Raw genomic sequence first — 18,694 nt, forward strand, 5'->3', positions numbered from 1 at the left:
CTTCTTATGTAGGTGGTGATGTATGGTATAAAGCAGTTGTTCCAGCTTCTGGAACAATAACATTTGAAACAGGTCAAGAAACAGGAGGTTTTACAGATTCTGGACTAGCTGTTTACAGTGGTGTATGTGGAGCTCTTTTAGAAATTAATTGTGATGATGATAGTGGAACAGGTGCTTTTTCTTTATTATCTTTAACATCTGCTGACGGTATAACCGCTGGAGAAACACTATATGCTAGAGCTTGGAGATATAATAATGCTTTGCCTAAAAATGCGCTTGCTGTAGGAGAATTTAGAATCGCTGCTTATGATGCTTCTTTAAGTACTCGTTCTTTCGATTTGAATGGTTTTTCAGCTTATCCTAATCCAGTAAAAGATGTATTGAATTTATCTTATACAAAAGAAATTTCAAATGTGTCTGTACATAATTTATTAGGTCAGCAAGTAATGACAAAATCTATAAATGCTACACAAACTAAAATAGATATGTCAAACTTGTCTAATGGTGCTTATTTAGTAAAAGTTACTGTAGACGGATTAGTTAAAACATTGAAAGTTATAAAACAATGAAATAGTTTTTAAAAATATTAAAAGCCATTCGCTAGTCGAATGGCTTTTTTTTATAAAAAAATGTACCTTTGTCAAAATTTTTTAACAATGAATTTTTCGTTTATTATTCCAGTTTACAATCGTCCAGAAGAAATCGAGGAGCTTTTAGAAAGTTTAACAAAACAAACCTACAAAGATCCTTTTGATATTATTATTGTTGAGGATGGTTCAACAATCCCTTGTGAACATATTATAGATAAATATAAAAGCAAATTATCTATAACTTATTACCTGAAATATAATTCAGGACCTGGCGATTCTCGTAATTTTGGTATGAGTCAGTCTAAATCAGATTATTTTATTATTTTAGATTCAGATTGTATTATTCCAGAAAATTACTTGACAGAAGTTTCTAAAAGTTTATCTCATAAATACGTAGATTGTTACGGTGGTCCGGATGCTATGTTGCCTAGTTTTTCGGTCGTGCAAAAAGCAATAAATTTCGCGATGACATCAGTTATTACTACAGGAGGAATTCGTGGAGGTTCAGAAAAAATAGAAAAATTTCAACCGAGAAGTTTTAATATGGGAATCTCAAGAAAAGCATTCGAAGCATCAAAAGGGTTTTCAAATATTCATCCAGGTGAAGATCCAGATTTAAGTATTCGTTTGTGGAAATTAGGTTTCGAAACTAAATTAATTACTTCTGCATTTGTATATCACAAAAGAAGAATCGATTGGGAAAAATTTTATACTCAAGTAAACAAATTTGGTAAAGCAAGACCAATATTAAATTATTGGTATCCAGAATATGCAAAACCAACATTCTTTTTACCATCAATATTTGTAATTGGTTTTATTATTGGGGTTGTTTCTTTAATTTTTACTTTCGATTGGATTTTGAAATTATATTTCGCGTACACGATTCTAATTTTCATAATATCAGCGATTCAAAACAAAAATATTTACGTTGGTTACCTTTCTATTATAGCAGTTTGGAAACAGTTTTTTGGTTACGGATTAGGTTTTATAGAATCATTTATTAAAATTAATATTCTAAAGAAAAAACCACAAGAAGCATTTCCTAAATTATTTTTTAAAGTTTAAAATGACAAAAATTATAGGATTAACAGGTGGGATAGGGAGTGGTAAAACAACTATCGCTAGACTTTTTGAAGCCGAAAAAATCCCTGTATATATTGCTGATGATGAAGCAAAAAAAATAATGATTTTGCCAGAAACCATTCGTTTAGTCGCAGCCCATTTTGGTCAAGAATTTATTGTTAATAATCAAATAGATAGAAAAAAACTATCAGAAATTGTTTTTAATCATCCAGAAAAACTAAAAGAACTCAATAAAATCATTCATCCATTGGTGAAAAAGCATTTTGATAATTGGGTAAAAAAACAAATTTCACCTTTTGTAATCAAAGAAACAGCTATTCTTTTTGAAAGTGGAAGTTATAAATATTGTGATCAAATTATAACTGTTATTGCTTCGGAAGAAACACGGATAAAACGCGTCATGTCAAGAGATAACTGTACTAGAGAAGCCGTTTTAGATAGAATAAAAAATCAGTGGAGTGATAGTCAGAAAACCTCAAAAAGCGACTATATTATCGAAAATGAAAATTTAACTGAAGCAAAAATTCAATTTCAAGAAGTTCTTAAAAAATTAATGAATCTATATTAAAAATAGCATCTGTTAATGTTTGGTTAATATATTCAAGATTCAAATGTTAAAATGTTAAATTTGTAGCAATGAATAAAACGTTGTTTCGTATTGTAGTATTTCTAATGACACTTTCCCTGTTGGGAATCATTGTGGTTCAAGGTTATTTGATAAATGCATCTTTTAAAAATAAAGATGAACAATTTAAATACCAAGTGAAGCAGGTTATCGATAATGTGTCAAAGAAATTACAAGAACAAGAAACTTATACTTTTTTAAGTACATACAATAAACTTAAAGATAGTATAGGTAAAAGTCCACAACAAAGTGAGTTACTCAAGTTTTTTTATGTAGAAAAAAATACAGTAACAAACGAGACAATTATTTATTCTAACAGTTTGATTGCAGAAGATTATTCATTGCCATCTTCGTTCTTTGATAAAAATAAGGATTCAACACAGCTCAAAAACTATATTTCTAAACGTGTTACGGAAGTTTATAATGGAAATACCATAAATGACTCTCGTATAAATAGTACATTGTCTCCAGATGAAAAAATAGAAAAATCTGGAAGAATGGATGTTTTAGATAAAGCAACCTTTGGAGTTTATTTTAAGGATATTGCGGCAACACGATCTATAACTCAAAGAGTTTCTAATAAGCAATTGTATGATTTATTGGCTTATGAACTGACTGGTTATGGTATAAAAACACCATTTGAGTTTGGTATTTATAGTAATGGTTTAGCAACAAAAGTGAAATCTGAAAAATTTAAATATGATAAGAAAAATACTTATGATATTCCAGTTTTTACAGATAATGACGGAGTAAGTAAATATCAGTTATTAGTAAGTTTTCCTAAAAAGAAGCAATTCTTAATTTCTGATTTAATAGGTATTGCATTCCTTGCATTTTTGTTTACAGCAATTATTATTGTTGCGTATTATAGTGCATTAAATCAGTTAAATAAACAACGTCATATTTCTCAAATTAAAACTGATTTTATAAATAATATGACACATGAGTTTAAAACTCCAATTGCTACTATAAATTTAGCATTAGATGCCATAAAGAATCCTAAAATTATTGATGATAAGGAAAAAGTTTTTCGTTATCTGCAAATGATTAAGGATGAAAACAAGAGAATGCATGCCCAAGTAGAAAATGTGCTACAAATTTCTAAATTAGAAAAAAGAGAACTCAATATTACAAAAGAGTCCTATAATATGAATGATATAATTGAAGAAGCAATAGAGCATGTTAATTTAATAATTGAAGACAGACAAGGAAAAATAACTGTAAATCTAAAAGCAAAACAAACAAACGTCTTATTAAATGATGTACATTTTACAAACGTATTAGTTAATATATTGGAGAATGCAATAAAATATTCACCAGATAAACCAATAATAGAGGTTACTTCAGAGAATGTTAAAAATTTTATTATTATTAAAATAAAAGATCAAGGATTAGGAATAAGCAAAGCATCTCAAAAGAAAATATTTGATAAATTCTATAGAGAGCATACGGGAGATATACATAACGTAAAAGGCCACGGATTAGGACTGGCGTACGTAAAAAGAATAGTAGATGATCATCACGGAGAAGTGATGGTAGAAAGCGAAAAAGGAAAAGGAAGTACATTTATAATCAAATTACCCTTAATTTATTAAACTATGGAAGCAAATAAAAAAATATTATTAGTAGAGGATGACCCAAATTTTGGTTCAATACTTCGCGATTATTTATCGATGAATGATTTTGAGGTAACATTAGCCAAAAACGGAATGGAAGGTTTCGAAAAATTTAAGAAAGATAATTTCGATTTATGTATCTTAGATGTTATGATGCCATACAAAGATGGTTATACATTAGCCAAAGAAATTCGTGAGAAAAATAAAGAAGTGCCTATTGTTTTCCTAACAGCAAAGTCTATGAAAGAAGATGTGCTAAAAGGATATAAAGTGGGAGCAGATGATTATCTGAATAAACCATTCGATTCGGAAGTTTTACTTATGAAAATTAAAGCAATTATTCAGCGTAAGGCTTCAGAAACAAAATCTGATGTAGCAAAATTTGAATTTAAAATTGGTAAATTCGATTTAAATTCTAAATTAAGATTCTTAAACTTTCCAGGGGAAGAAACTATAAAGTTATCGCCAAAAGAAAATGAATTATTAAAAATGTTAGCACTTCATGAGAATGATTTAATGCCAAGAGAGTTAGCACTAACTAAGATTTGGAGAGATGATAATTATTTTACTTCTAGAAGTATGGATGTGTATATTGCAAAACTTCGAAAATATCTAAAAGCAGATGAAGGTGTTGAAATAATAAATATTCATGGCGAAGGATTTAGATTAGCCATAAAAAATTCAGCAGTATAAAAAATTAAAAAGCTTCGAGAAATCGAAGCTTTTTTTTGTAATGGTTATTAAAAGTATTTATTAGGTTGTTGTTTTTTCTTCATATTCTTTTGTGATAATTTAGTCAAATTTTCATTAATTGGAATTAATTTTATCACTACATTAAATTTTATACTTAAAATGAGATTCTTAATTTACACAAAATTAAGGCTTTAAAAATATTATTCATATTTAGTCTAAATAAGCTTTGGTAATTCAAAAACTACTTTTATATTTGCGTTATTATTTTAACTTATTCTAAATAAATGCGTAAATATATTTTATTCCCGTCCTTAGTTTTATTATTTTGTACTTCAAGTTTTGCACAAGATTCAAATAAGATTCAAACAGATAATGATTTTTTAGAAAATCAAAATATGGTAACAGATACCGTAAAAAACAAAAAAGGTCAAATCCTTGATGAGGTTTCAATTATTTCGAACCAACAGAAAAACCCTGTATCCGCAACAAGATCTGGAATAAAACCAATGGACTTACCACAAAGTAGTCAGATAGTTGGTTCCGAAACTATAAGCCAACAACAAAGCATTCGTTTGAGTGATGTCATAAAAAACGTGAATGGTGTCTATGTAGGTTCAGCTCGTGGCGGTGCACAAGAATCATTTTGGTCTAGAGGATACGATATGTCTGCCAATAATATGTTTAAAAATGGTTTTCGTTTTAATAGTGGTTCAATTCCTGAGGTATCCTCATTAGAAAAAGTAGAAGTGCTAAAAGGAAGTGCTGCTTTATTGTATGGAAATGTTGCTCCTGGAGGAATCCTAAATATGGTTACTAAATCTCCATCATTTACAAAAGGAGGTGAAGTAGCTATGCAAATAGGAAGTTATTCTTTCTACAAACCATCGGTAGATATTTACGGACCTTTAAGTAATGCTATTGCGTATCGATTTACAGGTTCTTACGAAAATTCTGAAAGTTTTAGAGATGTGGTCAAAAAAGAACGTTATTATATTAATCCTTCTTTCCTTTTTAAAGTAAGTAATAAAACAGAAATTACATTACAAGGAGATTATTTACACGACAATTGGACCCCCGATTTTGGTATTGGAGTTATTGGGAAAAATATTGTAAATCTACCACGAGATAAATATTTGGGAGCTACTTGGTCTACTGGACAAACAAAACAAGCTACTGTTTCAGCATCGGTGAAACATGATTTTAATTTAAACTGGAAATTAAATTTTAATTCTTCATTTCAAGATTATAGTAGAACTTCAAAAGGAACAGAACGTGTGCAACCTTCAGACGCAATTGCAACTTATGGAAACTGGAGTCGACCTCTTGGAGAAAATAAAAATTTAGAACAAATCACGAGTCAGCAACTTAGTTTACAAGGCACTTTTTTTACTGGTAAAGTGAAGCATCAATTATTTACAGGTGTTGATTTTGAAAACTCACTTCTTGAAGCAAATACATTTGTATTTAGTCCTACAACTTACGGTAGCGGTAATATTTTTGATTTTGATAATTTTAACCAAGGAGGGGCAATCCCAAATTCTACTAACACAGCAAGAGCAGAAACAGAAACCAACCGTTTCGGAGTTTATGCACAAGATTTGGTATCTATCACAGAAAAAATTAAAGTTTTAGCAGGATTGCGTTGGTCATGGCAAGAAGCAGAAGTTAATACTTATAATTTGGTTGCGAATACCGTAGTTGAAACGCCAAAACGTAAAGATGAAGCCTTTTCTCCAAAAGTTGGATTGGTATTTCAACCTATAAAAAATACGTCTTTATTTGCTAGCTATGCCAACTCATTTACACCAAATTCAGGAACAACAGTAGATCTAGTAGCCATAAAGCCATCTGTTATAGACCAATATGAAGTAGGAGTTAAAAAGGATTTTTGGAAAAATGTTTTAAGCACAAACGTTACATTATATCAAATAATAAATAGTAATTTAGCACAAACAGCTGAATTTAAAGCGGATGGTTCAAGTAATACTGATACTACTATAAAAGTTTTGAGTGGCCAAACAAAAAGCAAGGGAATAGAAGTAGATGTTACTGCAAGACCCATTGAAGGACTAAATATTGTTGCTGGTTACAGTTATAATGATATGCGTTATACCAAAACGTCTGGATTAAATGGTAGTTTTATACAAGGAGATCGTTTAGTAAGAACACCAGCAACTACGGCTAACTTAAGCTTTTTCTATACCTTGCCAACGGGATTATTAAAAGGAGTATCTTTTGGAGCAATAGGGAATTATATAGGGAATCGCTCTGGGGGTTGGAACAATCAAATTGTTATAAACTCCACTACAGGAGCTGTTACTATTAATGATAGAGAAATTCCGCTCGAAGGTTACACTACAATTGATTTTTCAGCAGGTTATACTTGGAAACAATTTTCGTTACTTTGCAAATTATCAAACATTGCTAACGAGTTAAACTATACTGTTCATGAAAATTACAGTGTAAATCCAATAGCCCCAAGACAAGTAATGACAAGTATCAAATATAAATTCTAAAAAAAAATGAAACCAATTAAAGCAAGAAACTTACATCGAGACTTAGGCTATTTTTACATCGGGCTAATCATTTCCTTTGCCACATCAGGGATTTTGATGAACCACAGAGATAGCTGGCACGCAGAAAAATATACTGTTGAAACTAAAAAAATTGATGTAAAAATTCCAACTTATGCTGATATCACAGAAGAATATGCGGATAGTTTAGGAAAACAATTGGGAATTGATGATAAAATTCGTCGTCATAAAGTAGATGAAGGAAAATTGCGTATTTCTTTTGAAAAAAATGATGTTGAAATTAATTTAAAAACCGGAAAAGGTGAAATAGTTTCATTTATTAAAACTCCAATTATCAGCTCGATGATGAAGTTACACAAAAACACTTCAAACTGGTGGATTTATTACGGAGATATTTTCGGAATTTCATTAATCGTAATCGCCATAACTGGAACATTAATGATTCCTGCAGGAAAATTTACTTTCAAAAAACGAGGTTGGAAACTAGCTTTGGCTGGATTGATAGTTCCGTTGTTAATATTAATTTTCTTGGGTTAGATTTGTATTATGAGTTACAAAAAACGCATCATAAAAAATTTATGATGCGTTTTTCTTTTATCTTCTTGAGTTAAAAAAACTTTCTAATGCATAACAATTAGAAAGCTCATCGCTATATTCTGGATATTCCGCTTTCAATTTATTGTATTCGCCTACATAACCTTGAGCAAAACTTATCATATGTAAACACAATGCTCTAAACTTGTCTGATTTTGAATTTTGATAGGCTAAATCATAATATTCAATTGTTTTATTTCGGCTTCGATATTCTAAATTATCAATATAAGATTCGTTTAAAAACTCATCTGAATAGCTAGAATAGCTTTCGAATCTTCGCATCATCCAGGAATTACCCATGTCTGTCATATTCAAATAACAATTGGCAATTAGAAAATAGTAGTAATCTCTATCTTTTCGTTTTATATCATTTGCTAATCGCAAATATTTGATTAAATGTTCCGTAATTGTAAGTTTATTTACAAAGTAATGGTCTTTTTTTTCGATAAAATCATTAGTATACTTAATGGTATAAAATGGATTCTCATCGAACATCATAAACTCATCAAACTTTCCTCTTTCCCAAGCATTATAATTGTCTTGCCAATATTGATTCCCTAATGATTTGAATGTTATTAAAGCCAAGTTTATTTTTTCTTCTCTGATGTATTTCGTGCCTAACATATCAGTTAAATAATTTTTATCTTTTAGTAATGATTGGTATATAATATCATTTTTCTTATCTAATGAAATTTGATTTAGTTTATTGATCAAAATTTGCAAATCATTTGCTGAATACACAAAATCTAAATAATCAAAATAGTTAGAAAAAACATCTAAATTTGCAGTCGTTTGTAGCCTGTTTCCTCTCCATTCCACGTCATTAGAATTGTACTCATCTTCAGAATAATTATTGTGATCTGACATCGAAATAAGTGCTATTCCGTCAAGTAAATTGCCTTTAAATTCTAACTCACGACCCAAAGCGAAAAGAAACCTTTTGTCTTCTAAGTTTTTTTCTATAATTGTATTTACTTCATTAGTAATAATAGCTTTATCATATTGTTGTTTGGCTGTTATACAAAGTGCTTTAATTTTTTCAATTTCGGCAAATACTTTTTCCTTTTTATGTTTAGCTTCAAAATCCTTAATTACTATTAATGCTTCATCATATTTTTGTGTAATAAACAACAACTGAATTTTAGCTGACCTCCACAACACAGGATTATCAACTTTTGAGATGTCGCATAGATTAATAAAATTTAAAACCTCCTGAGCATAAATTCTATCTTTCGCAGCCCTCATTCTTAGAGTTTGTGTGGTGATTTTACTGCTTTCGCTTTCGTCATAATAACCTTCTTCTTCTTCTTCTATCGATGGAGAATAATTTGTATAAAAAGGCGTGTAAACCCAATCTTCAATTTTGTTAATTTCTCTCAAAAGCAAAAAATCTAGCGTTTTAAATTTTGGTTTATTTTGATAAATTAATTTTAGATTATCTAAATTTTTATCTAATACTCTTGCCGAAGCATAAGCATATAAATTCGCCACTTGATTAGGATTTTTAGCAAATGGAAGCGCTTTTTCTAAATTGAATTTATTGTTGAAATAGAATTGACTAGCAAATGTTTTTTCGGGACAATTAGTAAAAAGCTCTGCAATATCATTATAATTCCCATTATTGTTATTGGTAAAACAATTAAAATACAAACTCCAATAATACAGATAATCTTTCTTAGTATTCAGAAATTCTTTGTTGAAAATGGTTTTAATCAATTCAAGATTTCCATTATAAAAAGCCAATCGGATGCACTGAAAAGCATATTTTCTTTTTAAATATAAATTATTTTCCGAATTGTAAACTTGGACTAATTTTTTTTCAAAATTAGAAGCGGATTGTTTTTGGGTTGGTATGTTTCTTTCCCATACATTTTCTTCAAAATAACCATTAAAACCCTCACATTTTTTGGCATAAATGAGGTATTTTATTACGTCATTTTTTTTGTTTTTATATAAAAAATTTAAAAATTCGTTATTTGAATCTGATTGAATATCAGTCATTTTTAGATTATTATTAAAGAAAATAATTTCATTAATAGCAACTTTTTTGTTAGTGTAATTATACCAATCTAAAATGTTAGCTTCGTAACTAATTTTATCTTGAAAATCATCTTTCATCGAATCATATCCCCAAATAAAATTATTATAGTAAAAACCATAATATTGATTGAAATTGAAATATTTAGGATTAAACAAACTATATCGGACATCTTCGCCATATGGTGAATAACCACAAGCAGAAATTTTTAAAAAACTACTTAGAAAAAGTACTGTAAAAACTAGAAATTTCTTCATCTGTGTATTTTGTAAAAATTGAATTATCTAAATCAAAAAGTGCAATTGTTGTATTTTTATCAAGTATAACATTCTTTTTTATAATTGCTATAGATTCGTTTATAGTCTTAGTTGAAACCTCTTCGCATTTAATTTGATCTCCAATCCTGTAATAATTATCCCAAGAAAAAGAAGTGTCTTTTGTAACTTCATACCACATTGGTTTTATTTCTTTGGTAAAACCAGACAGTTCAATGCTTCTAATATTGATTAGTTTTTGGAAATGATTATTCTGATACAATTGAGACCAACTAAAAACAGGTAACGCTACATCTAAATGAATTGGATAACTTCTTTTTTCATTCAAATAGGATTTTAATTCAGGAATGTCTAAAATGGAATTTTTATTACTATTTGTTAATGGTTTTACTAAATTGTAACACATCAACATCGCTTTGTCAACAGGTGGAACACCCATTATTTCTTGGTATTTATACGGATATAATCGTAAAGTGCAACTGATTTTCTTTTTAGAATCTTCTTTTATTTTTTTTAGTAAATAAAAATATTTCTCCTTGGTCGATTTTGTCCAATCGCAATCTATTTGTATTTCATCTGTTAATTTTGCGTTTTTAAACTTTTCCCTACAACGTTTGTTAATTAAAAACACAATGTTATCTGAAAGTTTATCTAAATCTTTTTCGGTATTATATTTAAAGATTTCATTTTTGATAAAAATGGTTGGCACAATCGAAAGGTTTTCAATATTTTCAAACATATTACCATAACTATATAATTTGTCGTAGGGATAATTTCCTGTTGCTTCAGAATAATCGATTTCAAAAAACTTCACATATATTTTATTTACTTTATTAGTGTTCAACTTGTTTTCTGTTTCAGAATTCAAGGAATTATCACTTTTCCAATAATAAAAAGCACGTTCTACATTTTCAACTTTGTTGTCATTTTTACAGGAATAAAAAAGCATAGAAATTAGCCCGAAAATGAAGATTTTTTTCATAATTATTTGATAGGTTTTATTTACAATTTTGTATCAAAAATAACACCAATTATTTGTTAAAAAACAAAAAAATCTTATTTATTTCTAAATAAGATTTTTCGTATAATATGAAAATAAAGTTAGTGTTATTTCACAGGAATATTCTCTAATATCTCTAACACAAATTTATAAAATTTCTGAGAAGATTTTATCGAAGCTCTTTCGTCTGGTGAGTGTGCACCATGAATAGTTGGTCCAAAAGAAATCATGTCCATATCTGGATAATTGGTTCCTAGGATTCCACATTCCAAACCTGCATGACAAGCCGCTACATTTGGTTTTTCGTTATTTTGTTTTTCATAAATTGTAACTAATAAATCCAAAATTTCTGAATTTACATTTGGTGTCCAACCGGGATAACTTCCAGAACATTCAACTTCGCAACCAAATAATTCGTAAGCTGAACGCAATGCATTAGCCAAATCAAATTTTGAACTTTCAACAGAAGAACGGGTTAAATTTTGAATCGTTATTTCACCGTCTTTTACAATCACACGTGCAATATTATTAGACGTTTCTACCAATTCTGGAATATCAGCACTCATTCTATAAACACCATTATGAGCTGCATAAATAGAACGAATTAATCCTTCTTGAACACCCAAATCCATTACTTTACTTGGTAAATCGCTTTTTACGATTTCGATAGTCAAGTTAGGTTCCATGGTTTTAAATTCGGCTTTAATATCACTAATAATTTCTTGCATATCAAATACAAAAGCTTCGTCATACATACCTGCGACAATCACTTTAGCATTGCTTTCACGTGGAATCGCATTACGCAAACTCCCACCGTTTATTTCAGCAACTTGCAATCCAAAATTTTCAAATCCGTCAAACAACAAACGGTTCATTATTTTATTTGCATTACCCAAACCTTTGTGAATATCCATTCCTGAATGACCACCATTCAAACCTTTTACTGTAATTAAATATCCTACAGAACCTTCTGGAATTTCTTCTTCGTTATAACTTCTGTTAGCTGTAACATCAATTCCACCGGCACAACCAATTCCAATTTCGTCATCTTCTTCGGTATCCATATTCAAGAGAATATCACCACGGAGAATGCCTCCTTTTAGGTTCAAAGCACCAGTCATTCCCGTTTCTTCATCAATAGTAAACAAAGCTTCAATAGCAGGATGTTTGATGGTTTTACTTTCTAAAATAGCCATAATCATCGCTACCCCAAGACCGTTGTCAGCACCAAGTGTTGTACCACGAGCACGAACCCAGTCTCCATCTACATACATGTCAATTCCTTGTGTATCGAAATCGAAAATAGTATCCCCGTTTTTTTGATGTACCATATCTAAATGGCCTTGTAAGACCAAAGCTTTACGGTTTTCCATTCCTGGAGTTGCTGGTTTACGGATAATTACATTACGAATATCATCTTCGAAGGTTTCTAGTCCTAAATTATTTCCGAAGTTCTTCATAAATTCGATGACTCTATCTTCTTTTTTAGAAGGACGAGGTACTGCATTTAAATCGGCGAATTTGTTCCAAAGTTCTTTTGGTTCAAGGTTTCTTATTTCTTGGCTCATTTTTATTAGTTTGTTATTTACAAGTGTCAAAGTTACAAAGTTTAAATTCTTTTTTTGCAAAAAAGCAATCGTAATTATCCAATATAAATTTTCTTTAATAATTAAAAATATGTTAATAAGGAATGAACATTTTTAAAATTAATTATATTTGCCACATGAAGTTTTTCTCAAGAATAATTTTAGTTTATTTTATTTTCTTTCAGTTTTCATCAAGTGTTTTAATCTTGATAAATTCTGATAAAGGAAATAAAATTGCAATGAATGTACTTGATGAAGATGAACATTCGAAAGAAATTGAAAAAAATAAAGAAATCAAATTTGAGTATATTTGCGCTCATGCAAATGATTTTTTGTTTTTTATTAAAGAAACTACTTCAAAAGTTTCTAAACCTTATTTGTTGAAAAAATACTCAACATTTTCTACTCAGTTTATTCCTCCACCAGAATTAGTTTAAAACTCAAAAAGAAGACACAAGCACACTTGTGATTATTTATGGTTTTAAATTAAATATGGATGACAAAAAATAATAATATTTTTGGCAACCTTAGCTCGGATATTCCCGCTGGGCTGGTGGTTTTTTTAGTGGCATTGCCATTATGTTTAGGGATAGCTTTAGCTTCGGGTGCACCATTGTTTTCTGGAATAATTTCTGGAGTAGTAGGGGGGATTGTAGTGGGTTTTTTAAGTAAATCTCATTTATCAGTTTCTGGGCCAGCAGCAGGTTTAACTGCGATTGTCCTTGTAGCAATTACTAATTTTGGTGCTTTTGACACTTTTTTATTAGCGGTTTTTATTGCTGGAGTGATACAAATTATTTTAGGTTTTCTAAAAGCAGGAACTATTTCAAATTATTTTCCCAATAATGTTATAGAAGGTATGTTGGCAGGAATTGGGGTAATTATTTTCTTAAAACAAATACCTCACGCCGTAGGTTATGACAAGGATTATGAGGGTGATTTAGCATTCTTGCAACCCGACGGGCAAAATACCTTTTCCGAAATATTTTCAGTACTAGGAAATATCCATCTTGGGGTTGTTATCATGACTTTAGTATCCCTAATTATTTTAATTGTTTGGAATAAAATAAAGTTCTTAAAAGACTTAAAATTAGTTCCTGCAGCATTAGTTGCGGTTATAGTTTGTGTTTTATTAAATCAACTTTTTATTAATTATGGTGGTTCTTTAGCAATTACTTCTGATCAATTAGTTAAGCTTCCTGTACCTCAATCTCTAGATGAATTTAAAGCAATTTTTGTTTTTCCAAATTTTTCAGCCATAACCAATAAAGAAGTTTGGGTTGTTGGATTTACTATTGCTGTTGTTGCATCTATCGAAACTTTATTGTGTATCGAAGCTGCTGATAGAATGGATGTTCGTAAACGTTCTACTGACACTAATAATGAGCTTAAAGCTCAAGGTATTGGTAATATAATTAGTTCTTTATTTGGAGGATTACCAATGACATCTGTTGTGGTAAGAACATCTGCAAATGCTGATGCTGGAGCAAAAACTAAAATGGCGAGTATTGTTCACGGAATTTTATTATTATTCAGCGCTGTAACAATCCCGTTTGTATTAAATAAAATTCCTTTGGCAACATTGGCTGCAGTTCTTCTGATGGTTGGGTACAAACTAGCAAACCCTAAGATAATTAAACATTTTTACGAAAGAGGAAAGTACCAATTTATACCTTTTATTGCAACTATGTTAGCAGTAGTTTTTACGGATTTGTTAAAAGGAGTAATGTTAGGAATTATTATCAGTATCATTTTTATTTTAAAAGGAAATATGCAACGCGCTTATGCTTTTAGAAAAAAAGAATACAAAGAAGGAGACATTATTCATATAGATTTAGCACAGGAAGTATCATTTTTAAATAAATCTGCTATTAAATCTACTTTAGCTTCTATTCCTGAAAAGTCGAAAGTAATTATTAATGCTTCCGATACTGTGTATATAGCTCATGATGTTTTAGATATGATTAAAGAATTTAAAAAAATACGAGCAAAGGAAGAGAATATTCAAGTAAAGTTGATGGGCTTTAAGAAAGCATATGAACTTGAGAATAGTGGAGAAGAGGAAAAACATGTTTTTGTTGAACATACAAATTAAAAAAAATGAGTGATTTTTATAAAAAAATAATAGACAATAATAAAAAGTGGGTTGAAAGTAAATTAGCAATCGACAAAAATTATTTTAAGGATTTATCAGAAGGGCAATCTCCTCCATTATTATGGATAGGATGTTCAGATAGTAGAGTACCGGCAAATGAAATTACAGGAACTCAATCTGGAGAAGTATTCGTACATCGTAATATTGCAAACATGGTTATTCATAGTGATATGAATATGTTAAGTGTCTTAGATTATGCAGTAAATGTTTTAAAAGTAAAGCATATTATTGTTTGCGGACATTATGGATGTGGAGGTATTAAAGCTGCAATGAATAATAATTCTTTCGGAATTATAGACAATTGGATACGACATATTAAAGATGTTTATCGTCTCCATAAATTTGAATTAAATGTAATTGAAGATGAAAATGAGCGGTTTAATAAATTTGTTGAATTGAATGTAAAAGAACAAGTTTCAGATTTAGCTAAAACATCTATAGTTCAAGTTGCTTGGAGAAATGGTCAAGATTTAACACTACATGGTTGGGTTTATGGACTAAATTCTGGTTACGTAACCGATTTAGATGTAAACTATTCATGCAATAAAGATTTATCGGATGTTTATCAGTTAAATATTTAAAATATTTCCCTTACTTTAGATGGCAAAAATGGTTAAATCATTTTTGCCATTTTTTTGATAAGAAAACAAAATTTTAAAAAAGTTGAAACAAAAATATATTTTACCCTTACTATTAATCCTTCAAATTATAGGTTTGAAGCTACTTACTTTTTTTCCTGAATTTATAGAAAAAAATTATAGTAATGGAATATATCCAATAATTTCAAAATTCTCTAGAAGATGTTTGGGTTGGATTCCATTTTCGATTGGTGATGTTTTGTACGGAATTTTAATTGTTTGGACTATTTATTGGTTTTGCAAAAACAGAAAAGAGAATTGGAAAAATAAAATATTATCTATTTTAAGCTTTGTTTCGGTTGTCTATTTTGTTTTTCATGTTTTGTGGGCTTTTAATTATTATCGAGTGCCACTTTTTGAAAAAATGAATATAAAAAGAGAATATTCGGATGAACAATTGCTAGATTTCACTGAAAAATTAATAGTAAAAACTAACAAAATTCAATTTCAAATTACTAATGATACTACAAAAAAAGTAACCACTCTTTATACTCAAAATCAAATTTTTGATAAATCTATTATTGCTTATGACAAATTATCTAAGCAATATTCCTTTTTTAAGTATAATGTGCCAAGCCAGAAGAAGTCATTGTTTAGCTATCCTCTAACTTATATGGGTTTTGGCGGTTATTTGAATCCATTTACTAATGAATCCCAAGTAAATTATATGATTCCTATGTATAATTTCCCAAGTACTGCTTGTCACGAAATGGCACATCAGATGGGTTATGCTAGCGAAAGTGAGTGTAATTTTATTAGTTTTTTGACTTCTACAAAAGAGAATGATTTATATTTTAAATACTCAGGTTATAGTTACGCTTTGCGTTATTGTTTGTTTAATTGGGAAGTTAGAAATCCCAAAATATTTGAAAAATTAATAAAATCGATTAACCCTGGAGTTCTAAAAAACTATCAGGAAAGCCAAGATTTTTGGGAAAGTCACCAAACATTTATAGATACTGGATTTAAAATTTTTTATGATAATTTCTTAAAACTAAACCAGCAAAAAGACGGATTGGAAAGTTATAGTAAGTTTGTTGACTTGATGGTTAATTACTACAAAACAAATGATTTTAATTAAAAAACGAGTAATAATTATAGTAGTTTTAATATAATGTATTTTTGAAAAATAATAAATTAGAAAATGGTCGATTTAGAATATTTAGCTTTTTTAGAAAATATACTTACAGATAATAGAAAAGAAAAATTCTTGAAGGTATTACAAAATAGAACGAATCATTTTACAGTGGTTGTTGAAGATATTTTTCAGATGCATAATGCAAGTGCTGTAATGCGTAGTTGTGAAGTTTTTGGAATTCAAGAATTAAACGTAATAGAAGAGCGGTACGGCAAAAGTATAGATAAAGAAATTGCTATGGGTGCGCAAAAATGGGTCGATATTAATACATTTGATAACGTTTCTAATTGTATTAATACCTTGAAAGATAAAGGTTATCAAATCATTGCAACAACACCACATGAGAATGATTGTTTATTAGAAGATTTTGATATTTCTAAACCGAGTGCTTTGTTTTTTGGTACGGAAAGAGATGGATTGTCAGATGAAATTTTGAAGCAAGCTGATGGATTTTTAAAAATACCAATGGTTGGTTTTACCGAAAGTTTGAACATTTCAGTTTCAGCGGCAATTATTTTGCAAAATTTAACTCAAAGAATGCGTAAATCTGAAGTGAATTGGCAATTATCAGAAGATGAAATTCTGGAAAAAAGATTGTCTTGGGCAAAAAGTTCTATTAAGGATATTAAAAGAATTGAAAAGAGATATTATAATTTAGAAGTATAAAAAAAACACGCAACTTGCGTGTTTTTTGTAATATGATAATTTAAAATTCTATAAATATTAGAATTGCTCTCTTCCAGCAAAGTGAAAAGCACCTTCAATAGCAGCATTCTCATCGCTATCTGAACCGTGAACTGCATTTTCTCCAATAGAAGTAGCATATTTTTTACGAATAGTACCTTCAGCAGCATCAGCTGGGTTTGTAGCTCCAATTAAAGTTCTAAAATCTTCAATTGCATTTTCTTTTTCTAAAATAGCAGCAACAATAGGACCTCTAGACATAAATTCTACTAATTCTCCATAAAAAGGTCTTGCAGCATGTACTGCATAAAATTTTTGAGCATCAGCTACTGTCAATTGAGTCAATTTCATTGATACAATTTTAAAACCAGCTTCAGTAATCATGTTTATTATTCCTCCAATGTGTCCGTTTTCAACACCATCAGGCTTAATCATTGTAAATGTTCTATTCGTTGCCATTTGTATTTTTTTTAATTTGGTGCAAAAGTAATCTTTTTTTGTAAAAATTAAAGCTTACTTATGTAATATATTTTAGTTTACTGTTCTAGCTAATCTAAATCCGTAAAATTCATAAGTTCTGTCTGGCGTTGTACTAATCCTATTGCTAGTTCTTAAATAACTTTCCTTACTATCCCAAGAACCACCACGAACCGATTTTTTTTCACCTCTTATAGGGCCAGTTGGGTTATTCCCGTCTTCACTCTTGTAATAATCTTTGTTGTACCAATCATAGCACCATTCCCAAACGTTTCCACTCATATCATAAATTCCCAATTCATTAGCTAATTTAGTACCTACACCATGTGGTCTTTTTTCACTATTGTTTTGTTGCCATGCAATTTCATTAGAAATATTAGAACCAGAAAAAATATAGTTTTTAGATTTTTTCCCACCTTTTGCAGCATATTCCCATTCTGCTTCAGTTGGTAATCTATATCCATTTGCAGTAAAATCACAAATGATATTAGGACCTGCAAAAGTATAAACTGGTTTGTATCCATCTTGTTTACTTAACCAGTTGCAATAGTTAACAGCATCATTCCAAGTGATATTCGTGATAGGGTAATTGTCATTTATTCCCCAAATTTGTTTGGCTGGCATTTGTTTTTTTGTTTTCTTACAATATTCTTTCCACTCCCAAACAGAAACTTCAAGTTTGTTTATTTCAAAATTACCAACAGTAACTTCGTGTTGTTTTTGCTCATCATTTTCAGCAATTTTATTTTCGTCTGGTGAACCCATTAAGAATTTTCCACCTTCTACTTTAACCATTTGAATAACTAAATTTTTAGATTGTCCGTAAGATGTAAGAAATATCGTTAATATTGATATTGCTGTAAGTAAGTATTTTTTACTCATAATTATTAAATTGTTATCAAATTGTTATCAAATTGTAAAATTAAGAGACAAAAATAGAATTATTTTTAACAAAAGCAAGTTTTTGT

At 29.5% G+C, this 18,694-nt stretch carries 17 protein-coding genes; 12 read left to right on the forward strand and 5 right to left on the reverse strand.

Annotated features, from left to right (window positions below; all coding sequences use genetic code 11):
• The 7 genes from ACKVOV_RS02945 to ACKVOV_RS02975 form a co-directional block, all read left to right on the forward strand.
• Positions 1-569: T9SS type A sorting domain-containing protein (locus ACKVOV_RS02945; protein ID WP_409205283.1), on the forward strand; the 569-nt coding region annotated here is incomplete at its 5' end.
• A gap of 87 nt (positions 570-656) precedes the next feature.
• The gene (locus ACKVOV_RS02950; RefSeq protein ID WP_409205284.1) at positions 657-1,655 is read left to right on the forward strand and encodes a glycosyltransferase; all 999 of its coding nucleotides are present in this window, start codon (positions 657-659) and stop codon (positions 1,653-1,655) included.
• Position 1,656: 1 nt separating this feature from the next.
• Positions 1,657-2,241, forward strand: coding sequence for a dephospho-CoA kinase (coaE, locus tag ACKVOV_RS02955; protein WP_409205285.1), 585 nt, complete (start codon positions 1,657-1,659; stop codon positions 2,239-2,241).
• Between the two features lie 68 nt (positions 2,242-2,309).
• A complete protein-coding gene (locus ACKVOV_RS02960; protein WP_409205286.1) occupies positions 2,310-3,893 on the forward strand; it encodes a sensor histidine kinase in 1,584 nt (527 codons plus the stop codon).
• A 3-nt stretch (positions 3,894-3,896) separates the two neighbouring features.
• Positions 3,897-4,607, forward strand: coding sequence for a response regulator transcription factor (locus tag ACKVOV_RS02965; protein ID WP_409205287.1), 711 nt, complete (start codon positions 3,897-3,899; stop codon positions 4,605-4,607).
• A 284-nt stretch (positions 4,608-4,891) separates the two neighbouring features.
• Complete coding sequence (locus ACKVOV_RS02970; RefSeq protein ID WP_409205288.1) at positions 4,892-7,123, forward strand: TonB-dependent siderophore receptor; 2,232 nt, start codon at positions 4,892-4,894, stop codon at positions 7,121-7,123.
• 6 nt (positions 7,124-7,129) lie between these two features.
• Complete coding sequence (locus tag ACKVOV_RS02975) at positions 7,130-7,678, forward strand: PepSY-associated TM helix domain-containing protein (RefSeq protein WP_409205289.1); 549 nt, start codon at positions 7,130-7,132, stop codon at positions 7,676-7,678.
• A gap of 57 nt (positions 7,679-7,735) precedes the next feature.
• Here ACKVOV_RS02975 and ACKVOV_RS02980 read toward each other — a convergent pair whose 3' ends face one another.
• From ACKVOV_RS02980 to ACKVOV_RS02990, 3 genes are all read right to left on the reverse strand, one after another.
• Positions 7,736-10,030, reverse strand: a complete 2,295-nt coding sequence (locus ACKVOV_RS02980; RefSeq protein WP_409205290.1) for a hypothetical protein — start codon at positions 10,028-10,030, stop codon at positions 7,736-7,738.
• Positions 9,990-11,030, reverse strand: coding sequence for a hypothetical protein (locus tag ACKVOV_RS02985; RefSeq protein WP_409205291.1), 1,041 nt, complete (start codon positions 11,028-11,030; stop codon positions 9,990-9,992). Before ACKVOV_RS02985 ends, ACKVOV_RS02980 begins: the two co-directional genes overlap by 41 nt.
• A gap of 125 nt (positions 11,031-11,155) precedes the next feature.
• Positions 11,156-12,616, reverse strand: a complete 1,461-nt coding sequence (locus ACKVOV_RS02990; RefSeq protein ID WP_409205292.1) for an aminoacyl-histidine dipeptidase — start codon at positions 12,614-12,616, stop codon at positions 11,156-11,158.
• Positions 12,617-12,738: 122 nt separating this feature from the next.
• On the opposite strand from ACKVOV_RS02990, the gene ACKVOV_RS02995 reads away from it, so the two are divergent.
• The 5 genes from ACKVOV_RS02995 to ACKVOV_RS03015 all read left to right on the forward strand — a co-directional run bounded on the left by ACKVOV_RS02995 (position 12,739) and on the right by ACKVOV_RS03015 (position 17,231).
• A complete protein-coding gene (locus ACKVOV_RS02995; RefSeq protein WP_409205293.1) occupies positions 12,739-13,071 on the forward strand; it encodes a hypothetical protein in 333 nt (110 codons plus the stop codon).
• Positions 13,072-13,130: 59 nt separating this feature from the next.
• Entirely contained in the window at positions 13,131-14,729 is a 1,599-nt protein-coding gene (locus tag ACKVOV_RS03000; RefSeq protein ID WP_409205294.1) for a SulP family inorganic anion transporter, read from the forward strand.
• Between the two features lie 5 nt (positions 14,730-14,734).
• Positions 14,735-15,370: a carbonate dehydratase gene (gene can, locus ACKVOV_RS03005; RefSeq protein ID WP_409205295.1), complete on the forward strand. Its 636-nt coding sequence runs from the start codon at positions 14,735-14,737 to the stop codon at positions 15,368-15,370.
• 82 nt (positions 15,371-15,452) lie between these two features.
• On the forward strand, positions 15,453-16,508 hold the full coding sequence (locus tag ACKVOV_RS03010) for a DUF3810 domain-containing protein (protein WP_409205296.1): 1,056 nt from the start codon (positions 15,453-15,455) through the stop codon (positions 16,506-16,508).
• A gap of 63 nt (positions 16,509-16,571) precedes the next feature.
• Positions 16,572-17,231 (forward strand): TrmH family RNA methyltransferase, encoded by a 660-nt coding sequence (locus ACKVOV_RS03015; RefSeq protein WP_409205297.1) that lies wholly within the window; start codon positions 16,572-16,574, stop codon positions 17,229-17,231.
• A gap of 57 nt (positions 17,232-17,288) precedes the next feature.
• Here the strand turns inward: ACKVOV_RS03015 and ACKVOV_RS03020 are convergent, their stop codons facing one another.
• Together ACKVOV_RS03020 and ACKVOV_RS03025 are read right to left on the reverse strand one after the other, a co-directional pair.
• Complete coding sequence (locus ACKVOV_RS03020; RefSeq protein WP_409205298.1) at positions 17,289-17,708, reverse strand: nucleoside-diphosphate kinase; 420 nt, start codon at positions 17,706-17,708, stop codon at positions 17,289-17,291.
• Between the two features lie 72 nt (positions 17,709-17,780).
• Positions 17,781-18,608 (reverse strand): formylglycine-generating enzyme family protein, encoded by an 828-nt coding sequence (locus tag ACKVOV_RS03025; RefSeq protein ID WP_409205299.1) that lies wholly within the window; start codon positions 18,606-18,608, stop codon positions 17,781-17,783.
• Between the last annotated feature and the right edge of the window lie 86 nt (positions 18,609-18,694).

Origin of the sequence: Flavobacterium sp. (genome assembly GCF_046153165.1) — a bacterium.
Classification (GTDB): Bacteria; Bacteroidota; Bacteroidia; order Flavobacteriales; family Flavobacteriaceae; genus Flavobacterium.

Excerpts from the sequence above, each read along its gene's own strand:
- ACKVOV_RS02950 (WP_409205284.1), top strand. The coding sequence starts at position 657 with ATGAATTTTTCGTTTATTATTCCAGTTTACAATCGTCCAGAAGAAATC.
- coaE (WP_409205285.1), top strand. The coding sequence starts at position 1,657 with ATGACAAAAATTATAGGATTAACAGGTGGGATAGGGAGTGGTAAAACA.
- ACKVOV_RS02960 (WP_409205286.1), top strand. The coding sequence starts at position 2,310 with ATGAATAAAACGTTGTTTCGTATTGTAGTATTTCTAATGACACTTTCC.
- ACKVOV_RS02965 (WP_409205287.1), top strand. The coding sequence starts at position 3,897 with ATGGAAGCAAATAAAAAAATATTATTAGTAGAGGATGACCCAAATTTT.
- ACKVOV_RS02970 (WP_409205288.1), top strand. The coding sequence starts at position 4,892 with ATGCGTAAATATATTTTATTCCCGTCCTTAGTTTTATTATTTTGTACT.
- ACKVOV_RS02975 (WP_409205289.1), top strand. The coding sequence starts at position 7,130 with ATGAAACCAATTAAAGCAAGAAACTTACATCGAGACTTAGGCTATTTT.
- ACKVOV_RS02980 (WP_409205290.1), bottom strand. The coding sequence starts at position 10,030 with ATGAAGAAATTTCTAGTTTTTACAGTACTTTTTCTAAGTAGTTTTTTA.
- ACKVOV_RS02985 (WP_409205291.1), bottom strand. The coding sequence starts at position 11,030 with ATGAAAAAAATCTTCATTTTCGGGCTAATTTCTATGCTTTTTTATTCC.
- ACKVOV_RS02990 (WP_409205292.1), bottom strand. The coding sequence starts at position 12,616 with ATGAGCCAAGAAATAAGAAACCTTGAACCAAAAGAACTTTGGAACAAA.
- ACKVOV_RS02995 (WP_409205293.1), top strand. The coding sequence starts at position 12,739 with ATGAACATTTTTAAAATTAATTATATTTGCCACATGAAGTTTTTCTCA.
- ACKVOV_RS03000 (WP_409205294.1), top strand. The coding sequence starts at position 13,131 with ATGACAAAAAATAATAATATTTTTGGCAACCTTAGCTCGGATATTCCC.
- can (WP_409205295.1), top strand. The coding sequence starts at position 14,735 with ATGAGTGATTTTTATAAAAAAATAATAGACAATAATAAAAAGTGGGTT.
- ACKVOV_RS03015 (WP_409205297.1), top strand. The coding sequence starts at position 16,572 with ATGGTCGATTTAGAATATTTAGCTTTTTTAGAAAATATACTTACAGAT.
- ACKVOV_RS03020 (WP_409205298.1), bottom strand. The coding sequence starts at position 17,708 with ATGGCAACGAATAGAACATTTACAATGATTAAGCCTGATGGTGTTGAA.
- ACKVOV_RS03025 (WP_409205299.1), bottom strand. The coding sequence starts at position 18,608 with ATGAGTAAAAAATACTTACTTACAGCAATATCAATATTAACGATATTT.